The organism is Desulfofundulus thermobenzoicus (genome assembly GCF_009428905.1).
Lineage (GTDB): Bacteria > Bacillota > Desulfotomaculia > Desulfotomaculales > Desulfovirgulaceae > Desulfofundulus_A > Desulfofundulus_A thermobenzoicus.
Genome location: NZ_WHYR01000176.1, coordinates 1 through 466, shown reverse-complemented (window position 1 = coordinate 466; position 466 = coordinate 1). Strand labels below are relative to the sequence as shown.

Genomic DNA, 466 nt, shown 5'->3' with positions numbered 1-466 from the left:
GCTCTCATCATGATTCCTGTGTATTTTATTGTGAGAACAAAGGCTTGGTCTTGGATGATGCTGGTCTTATGCCTGGTGTTCTTAGGCTTAACCGCTCTTTATGACCGTTTTGTCTCGGTGTTTGTCGTGATGCTGCAAGGCAGTTCATATGGTCATTACGAGGAGTGGCTCACAACGAATACGAATGGAATGAATGTGACAAAAATCGGTGTCTTGATTTTGCCGCTTCTGCTTGCTTTTTTTTATCGAAAACGACTTCGTGAGCTGACGCCTGAGAGTGATTACATTGTGAATTTTTGTTTGCTTGGTTTCTTGTTTGGCATCCTTGCAACGAAGGATGTCATTTATGCAAGATTTCATATTTATTTTGGCTTGTATCAGCTCATTTTACTGCCATATTTCACACGCATTTTTGATCAGCGGTCTAATGTGTTTATGTATGTAGGGATTGCTGTTTGCTATATTC

General features: G+C 40.3%; 1 protein-coding gene. It reads left to right on the top strand.

Annotated features, from left to right (window positions below):
• Positions 1 to 466: EpsG family protein (locus GFC01_RS18090; RefSeq protein ID WP_194175038.1), on the top strand; the 466-nt coding region annotated here is incomplete at both ends.